Annotated in this window: 7 protein-coding genes and 1 tRNA gene; 3 read left to right on the top strand and 5 right to left on the bottom strand. The window is 47.3% G+C overall.

All coding sequences use genetic code 11. From position 1 onward, the window contains the following. Window positions 1-44 precede the first annotated feature (44 nt). The gene (locus tag EYO21_04140) at window positions 45-1,811 is read left to right on the top strand and encodes a T9SS type A sorting domain-containing protein (GenBank protein ID HIB03000.1); all 1,767 of its coding nucleotides are present in this window, start codon (window positions 45-47) and stop codon (window positions 1,809-1,811) included. Between the two features lie 9 nt (window positions 1,812-1,820). Here the strand turns inward: EYO21_04140 and EYO21_04135 are convergent, their stop codons facing one another. From EYO21_04135 to EYO21_04125, 3 genes are read right to left on the bottom strand one after another with little or no spacing between them, the layout of a single operon-like run. Then, window positions 1,821-2,066: a glutaredoxin 3 gene (locus EYO21_04135; GenBank protein HIB02999.1), complete on the bottom strand. Its 246-nt coding sequence runs from the start codon at window positions 2,064-2,066 to the stop codon at window positions 1,821-1,823. Window positions 2,067-2,102: 36 nt separating this feature from the next. Continuing rightward, window positions 2,103-3,170 (bottom strand): 23S rRNA (adenine(2503)-C(2))-methyltransferase RlmN, encoded by a 1,068-nt coding sequence (gene rlmN / locus EYO21_04130; GenBank protein ID HIB02998.1) that lies wholly within the window; start codon window positions 3,168-3,170, stop codon window positions 2,103-2,105. After that, the gene (locus EYO21_04125; protein ID HIB02997.1) at window positions 3,167-3,841 is read right to left on the bottom strand and encodes a hypothetical protein; all 675 of its coding nucleotides are present in this window, start codon (window positions 3,839-3,841) and stop codon (window positions 3,167-3,169) included. The genes rlmN and EYO21_04125 overlap by 4 nt, the downstream gene beginning before the upstream one ends. Window positions 3,842-3,983: 142 nt before the next feature. Here EYO21_04125 and EYO21_04120 point away from each other — a divergent pair, with 142 nt between their 5' ends. Next, window positions 3,984-4,655, top strand: coding sequence for a hypothetical protein (locus tag EYO21_04120; GenBank protein HIB02996.1), 672 nt, complete (start codon window positions 3,984-3,986; stop codon window positions 4,653-4,655). 3 nt (window positions 4,656-4,658) lie between these two features. Continuing rightward, window positions 4,659-5,042: a hypothetical protein gene (locus tag EYO21_04115; GenBank protein ID HIB02995.1), complete on the top strand. Its 384-nt coding sequence runs from the start codon at window positions 4,659-4,661 to the stop codon at window positions 5,040-5,042. A 183-nt stretch (window positions 5,043-5,225) separates the two neighbouring features. Here EYO21_04115 and EYO21_04110 read toward each other — a convergent pair. After that, window positions 5,226-5,302 (bottom strand) — tRNA-Met (locus EYO21_04110). A 55-nt stretch (window positions 5,303-5,357) separates the two neighbouring features. Further along, window positions 5,358-6,671: a ribosome biogenesis GTPase Der gene (gene der, locus EYO21_04105; GenBank protein HIB02994.1), complete on the bottom strand. Its 1,314-nt coding sequence runs from the start codon at window positions 6,669-6,671 to the stop codon at window positions 5,358-5,360. Between the last annotated feature and the right edge of the window lie 11 nt (window positions 6,672-6,682).

The raw sequence follows: 6,682 nt of genomic DNA, 5'->3' as shown, positions 1-6,682 counted from the left end.
GATGCCATGAGCCACCGGAGAGAGCGTGATGTGGCGGATGATTCGTGAAGCGGGTTCTTTTTCTCTTTTTGGTTTCCACTGCTTGCGCATTCTCTCCCGGGGACAGTCCGCCTAAGCAATTGACACCAAAAGAGTTGATAGCTGCAGTACGGGAAATGACCTGGCGCACACATTCCACTGCTGCGAAAAAGCACCACAACTTTATTAAGTGCGGCGTACCTGTCCTGAAGCAGCTGGCCGAAACGGCCCCCGCCCTGGATGCCGAAACCAAAAAACAGCTGAGCGAGCTGGGGATCGACACTGAGAGATCAATGGCCGGTTTTGGCCGACCGGAAGGTTTGGAGTGGCACTACGATACTGGCATTTTCAGAATTCACTACACACTGGAAGGATACCATGCGGTAGATTCAACGGACTCAGACAGTGACGGCATTCCTGACATGGTTGAGCTGATGGCAGCTAGTGCTGAGGAAACTTTCGCTGTTGAAATCGGACAGCACGGCTACACACGTCCGCCCTCTGACAGATGGTACTCCGATAACGGCGGCACCGACGCCTACGACATCTATATCCTTGATCTTGGGGATCTCCTGTATGGGTATACTCAGTTCGAGTACCTGGCCTATTTCATGTCCGGAAATAACGAATTCTCCGAAGTAAAAGAAGAATACGCCGCATCAAGCTTTATTGTCATGAACAACAATTACAACTCATTCCCGTGCGAAGAAGCTGCCTGTGTACAGGTCACTTTCGCTCACGAATTTTTTCATGCAATCCAGTTCGGCTATGATGCCTGGGATAAAATTTGGTTCCTGGAAGCCACGGCCGTCTGGATGGAGGATGAAGTTTACGATGACTTGAATGACAATTACTTTTTTTTGGAGTTGTGGATGAAACAGCCTCAGGTAGCGCTGGACTATGCACGGGGACCTCACTGGTACGGCAGCTGGATTTTTTTCCGTTACCTTTCCGAGCATCTTGGCGGACCTGCCACCATACGTAAAATGTTTGAACAAAGTGTTGAAGATGTTACCAAAGATGAGTCTGACAACAGTATCTATACCATTGACCAGGTATTACGTCGTCGCGGCTCATCATTTAGAGAAGCGCTGAACCTAATGGCCGTTGCCAACCATTTGATGACATCAGATAGTGAAGCTGGCGACTACCGCTACGAGGAAGGTGACGCCTACCGGGAATACGGAATTGAACCGAGGTTGCACCGCTCTGTGGCACTGAATGGTTCTGGTGCCATGGTAGAATATACCGGTAGCGAACTGATGCACAACGCCACTCACTACATCGGTTTTACCTTTCCGGAAGGTGCCATAGAAATGAATTTTGAAAGCTACAACGACAGTTTACGCTATAACATCAACGGTATCCAGGAAAGCTGGAGAAGCTTTAACGTTTACCGGGCCCGGGGACAGACGATCATCCCCATTCCGGCAAGCACGGATATGTTCACGGTGGCCGTTGTGACAGATACGGTCGAGAGTGTAAGGTACCACTACAGTCTCACTGTGGACACTGATGTAATCATACCCACCGTCATTACACTTTCGCCAAACTTCCCCAACCCCTTCAATGTCACCACCACACTCCGATTCTTCCTCCCCACCTGGGAAGAAGTGGCGCTGTCCGTGGTGGATCTAAAAGGACGGGAGGTAAAGAGAATAAGACTGGATGATGTCCAGGCAGGCTACAACGAAGTTACGCTGGAAGCGAGAGAGCTCCCCAGCGGCCCTTACATTATAAAGCTGGATGGTGAGACGGAAACGGTAGCAAGTAAAGTGATGCTGATAAAATAAAGTGGCGACCTATGCAGGTAGTTCATCCGCTGAAGCCATTGCCATTAGGTTGTCGTAACCTCCAATTCCTTTTCCGTCAATCACAATTTGAGGCACACTCATTCCACCACCTGTAATTTTCTTCATTTCTTCTCTGCTCATACCCTTCTCCTGGATGTTGATCTCTTCATACGACCAACCCTGCTCATCAAAATAGCGTTTCGCCATTTTGCAATAATGGCACCAGTTTGTTGTATATATTTTGATATCGCTCATTTTTGACATCACTTCATTAACCAGAATCTACAATGTTTATTCCGAGACCGCTATCGGGTTCCTGACAGTTTTCTTTTCATTATCAGCATAGAGCTGTCCACATGCAGCATTGATATCTTTTCCCTGGCTCCACCGCACCGTCACCATGCTTCGTCCCCCCATGACATTTGAAGTGAATTTTTCCAACTGGTAGGCCGTAGGTCTTTTGAATGGTTCCCCGGCAATGGGGTTATACGGAATTACATTGAGTTTGCAGTTTAATTTTTTCATAAAGGACGCGAGCCGGCGGGCGTCCGCGGGAGTATCATTTGTGTCACCCATGAGAACGTATTCCAGCGTCACCCGTTTACGTGATCTGTCCGTATACTCTTTCAGCGCTTCCAGACAATCCTTTATACTGTACTTCTTATTAATGGGCATAAGGTTTGCACGTTGAGTTTCATCCGTTGCATTCAGGCTGAGGGCAAGCTTGAAAGGGTGCCTCTCTTTGGTGAATTGTCTGATCCTGTTGACTATGCCCGCTGTAGAGATTATGATCTTCCGGGCACTGATGTTCATTCCATTATTATCATGTATTATGTAAGCTGCTTTAAGGACACTCGGGTAGTTCAACATCGGCTCCCCCATACCCATGAACACGATATTAGTAATCCGTTCGCCGGTCTCCCGCCGCACCGCCAAGAGTTGCCCAACAATCTCACCAGCTGTCAAATTTCGGAGCAGTCCCATCTTAGCTGTGGCGCAGAACTTGCAGTCCAGAGGACATCCAACCTGAGATGACAGGCAGACGGTCTTTCTTTTCCCTTCAGGAAGAAAAACTGTTTCTATCTTCAGTCCGTCCCTGAGTTTGAACAGGAATTTTTGTGATGATGTTTCGGCGGAAGGAACCACATCCACAATTTCAGGAATATCCATTGAAGTTGATGACCGGAGTTGTAATCTGAATTGATTGGGCAGGTTTGTCATTTCGTCAAGGTCGATAGCAGCATGCTCATGAATCCACGAAAATAGCTGGTCACCCCGGAACCGCTGCTCACCCAACTCCGACACAAATTGCCGAAGTTCATTTCGCGTCATTCCCATCAGTTCAACTTGAGAGGTCATCTTATTCTTAACTCTTTGAGGGGATTGAGGATCAGCTCCCGTTCACCACGCAAAAAGTCGTAGGCGACCCAACCGATGGTAGTGAGCGGGGTGATGGTGGTCCCAGTTTTATAAGCAGAAGATCCCGTCCTGAACAGCTTGCTTAAATTGAAGAATTCTTTGATGGCATTAAACTTGAGAAGGAACAAGACAGTGGTGAAGCCGGCGCCGGCGAGGGCCCCTTTCTTTACCGCATATTCCGATACTGTGTGATCAAATCGAACTTTGTGGATATTCATAAGCAAAATCTCATGCCGCTTTGGCTCTTCCTTCGTCTGGTAGACCAGTTTCGGTTCGAACATGAACAGCTCCCGCCCGAGACGGCGATATGGTATCGTTTCACCCATAACAGTTGTGATGACGCCACCTCGGCCGAGGCCTTTCTCAAAGAACTGTCTAATCTTCGGAGAGAGATAGAACAGCTTCCCTTTCGAATTGTGAACGTAAAGAACAGAGTCAAGCGTTATGGATGTTTTGAGGCCACCTGAAGCGGGAATGATCTTCAGGGAGTCGTGAGTCAGCTCAGCCACATAGCCCGTAATAACATCGCCACCTCGGAGAATCACCTTGTGGCGTACAGTCCCGGTAGCCACTGTGGAGATAAAAACCATGGCCAAAAGAGAGAACTTCATTTGTTGTTGGTGCCTCACACTCTAAATTAAACTAGTTATGACCTTTTCGTGACCAACATTTGTTCAATACCCATAACTGTGAAAATAGCCCGTAATTGTTTCCTGAAAATTAAAAACAGAGTTTTTTTGCTGTCTTTCTAAAATGAAAGTTTTACTTGAGAAAAGTCAAAATTTTGCTATTATTATTTTAGTTACGGTGATTTTTTTATCTCCCCTGTCCGCACAATACAAGGTGGGTTATCGTATTGGATTGGGTATTGGGTTTACGAAACCGGATAAATTCAACGATTCCCTGGTTGAGCAGGAACTGTCCAAGATCGGCTCCGCCTGGTTTCCTCTGAACTACGACCTTTCCGTAAATATTTACCCGTCCCTACGCGTGGGGTATAAAAAACTTTCCACTCGCCTCATCACCTATAACCGGTCATCCGGAGATTACATCCTCCCTATTGTTTACCGGGGAATCACGGCGGAATCTTATTTCACTTTCTGGAAAAGGTTCGAGGCGAACTTTGGCTTTTCACCCATGTACGGTCGGGCCGTCTTTATGAACAAAAAACTGACCGCCAGCGATGAAACCCTGGGCGTGGAGAGTTCCACCACAGCCGAAATTACAAATTCGGCATTTGGATTCTACAGCTGGGTCGGGGTGCGGATGTACCTGTTCTCTTTTGTATCGGTGGAAGGAAGTGTTGGTTACATGTATTCAAAGTTCGGGGACAAATGGAAGGCCAAGAAAGGAAGCTCCAATTTCTCCGGCGGCATTAACATGACCAAGCCGTTTCTGAGAGTTGCGGCCGTTGTGGGATGGTAACCCTTGAGAGCTTTATTACTTGTGGCTCTGCTTTGGGCTGGGCTTCCCGCTCAGGAAGCAGCCGTTGAAACCGAAGAAACTGTACCTGAAGAGGGAACATTCCTCGTAAGTTGCCAGCACCCTATCATGGACAAAGCCCGTCAGGAAGGATTAACAGCCCTGAAGTTGAAAGAGGTACCTCTGTTCCTTGCCATGAGTGTTCGATGTAAGCTTCAGGCAAGACAGGAAGGTGTGGATGCTCCCATGGGCCAGCTATTTCGGGACAAACAATCGACACGCTATGAAGAAGCGAAGAATTTTTCAGGATTGGGAACGTGCTGCGCTACCGTAACAGGAATTATCCTGCTTTACGCCTTCCTGGGTCTTATTTTCGATACCTGGAAATAGGCTGGCATTAAGATCAGCGGATGGATTTTATCACCTAGGACCTTTCCCTGTTCCTGTCTGTTATATAGTGAAAAAGCCCCGCTGGGTGGGATTCTAATCTACACCCTTCGAATTACGAGTCCAAAAATAGGGTGCTATAAGGCAAAAAAAACCCCTTCAAGAAATACTTTAGAAGGGGTTTTTTAGTAGCGGGGATAGGATTTGAACCTATGACCTCCGGGTTATGAGCCCGACGAGCTACCAGACTGCTCCACCCCGCGATCGGTTTAATTTAACACGAAATCAGCCTGCAGGGCAATCCCTCTATAAGGAACCTCAGGACCGTTTGAATTGGAGTATGAGGGGCGTACCGTGGAGGTCAAGTCCCGATCTGAATTGGTTCTCCAAATAGTTGCGATATGAAGCGGGGATGAGATCGTGAAAGTTGCAAAACAGAGATATCTTTGGGGGCCGTGAACCGGTCTGTGTGGCATACTTGATCCGGATATGCTTTCCTCTTACAGCTGGAGGAGAAAGTTGCTCCACGGCTTTTTTCAACACACTGTTAATTTTTGAGGTAGAATGCTTGGTTCTCCAAGCTCCGTAAACTTTTTCACATTCCCCTAGAAGCATGGAGACCCGCTGTTTGGTTTTAGCGGAAATGAATAGAACAGGATAATCTTTCAGGGATGAAAACTGATATATTATTTCTTCCTTTGTTTCTTTCATAGTTTGGGTGCTCTTTTCGATAAGATCCCACTTATTCACGGCCAAAAGAAGGCCTTTCCCCTTTCCGATCACCTCTTCAATGATCTGCTGATCCTGCTTGAAAAACCCTCTTTCCGCATCCGTGACCACCACCGCTACATGGGCATTTTCCAGAGCACGTCGCGTTCTCACGGTAGAATAATATTCTACATCTTCTTTGACTTTAGCCTTTTTTCGGAGCCCAGCTGTATCTATGAGAATGAACTTCTTTCCGTGGTAGCGCAATTCAGAATCGATGGCATCACGAGTCGTGCCGGGAATGTCTGTAACAATGGATTTGTCTTTCCCTATCAGTCGATTCGTGATGGATGACTTACCCACGTTGGGGCACCCCACAATTGCCACCCTGATACTTCCTTCATCATCCTGAATATTCGGGATAGTCCCAAGACCCTCCACCACTATATCTAGCAGATCACCAATTTTCCTACCCCCCAATGCCGAAACGGAGTGGAGGGTCTCTATGCCAAGTCCATAGAACTCAGCAGTGAGAGATTCCATCTCATTGTTGTCAATTTTGTTTACAATAAGTATAGCCGGCTTTTCGGAAACTCTCACCAGATCAGCCAGAATTTTGTCAGACACCACAATGCCATCTTTGCCATCCACCAAAAAAAGAACCAAAGTGGCCTCTTGCAAAGCAAGCTCAACCTGTTCTCTAATGGCTGAATCGATAACATCTGCTTCTTCAGGGATGTAGCCCCCTGTGTCAACCAGCCTGAATTTTTTTCCGTTCCATTCAACGGTCTTATAGATGCGGTCCCGGGTAATCCCCGCCAGCTCATCCACAATAGCATGGCGCTTCTGAACAAATCGGTTGAAAAGAGTTGACTTCCCTACATTGGGTCGGCCGACAATCGCAACTATAGGTAACTGGGGCATAGCGAAATTTA

The sequence above is a fragment of the Candidatus Neomarinimicrobiota bacterium genome, from assembly GCA_012964825.1.
Taxonomy (GTDB): Bacteria; Fidelibacterota; Marinisomatia; order Marinisomatales; family S15-B10; genus UBA2125.
The sequence above is the reverse complement of the archived record's forward strand: the minus strand, read 5'-3'. Positions and strand labels throughout refer to the sequence as shown.

What these genes read in the sequence shown, in the direction of transcription:
- EYO21_04135 (HIB02999.1), bottom strand. Translation starts at nt 2,066, where the DNA reads ATGAGCGATATCAAAATATATACAACAAACTGGTGCCATTATTGCAAA.
- rlmN (HIB02998.1), bottom strand. Translation starts at nt 3,170, where the DNA reads ATGACCTCTCAAGTTGAACTGATGGGAATGACGCGAAATGAACTTCGG.
- EYO21_04125 (HIB02997.1), bottom strand. Translation starts at nt 3,841, where the DNA reads ATGAAGTTCTCTCTTTTGGCCATGGTTTTTATCTCCACAGTGGCTACC.
- EYO21_04120 (HIB02996.1), top strand. Translation starts at nt 3,984, where the DNA reads ATGAAAGTTTTACTTGAGAAAAGTCAAAATTTTGCTATTATTATTTTA.
- der (HIB02994.1), bottom strand. Translation starts at nt 6,671, where the DNA reads ATGCCCCAGTTACCTATAGTTGCGATTGTCGGCCGACCCAATGTAGGG.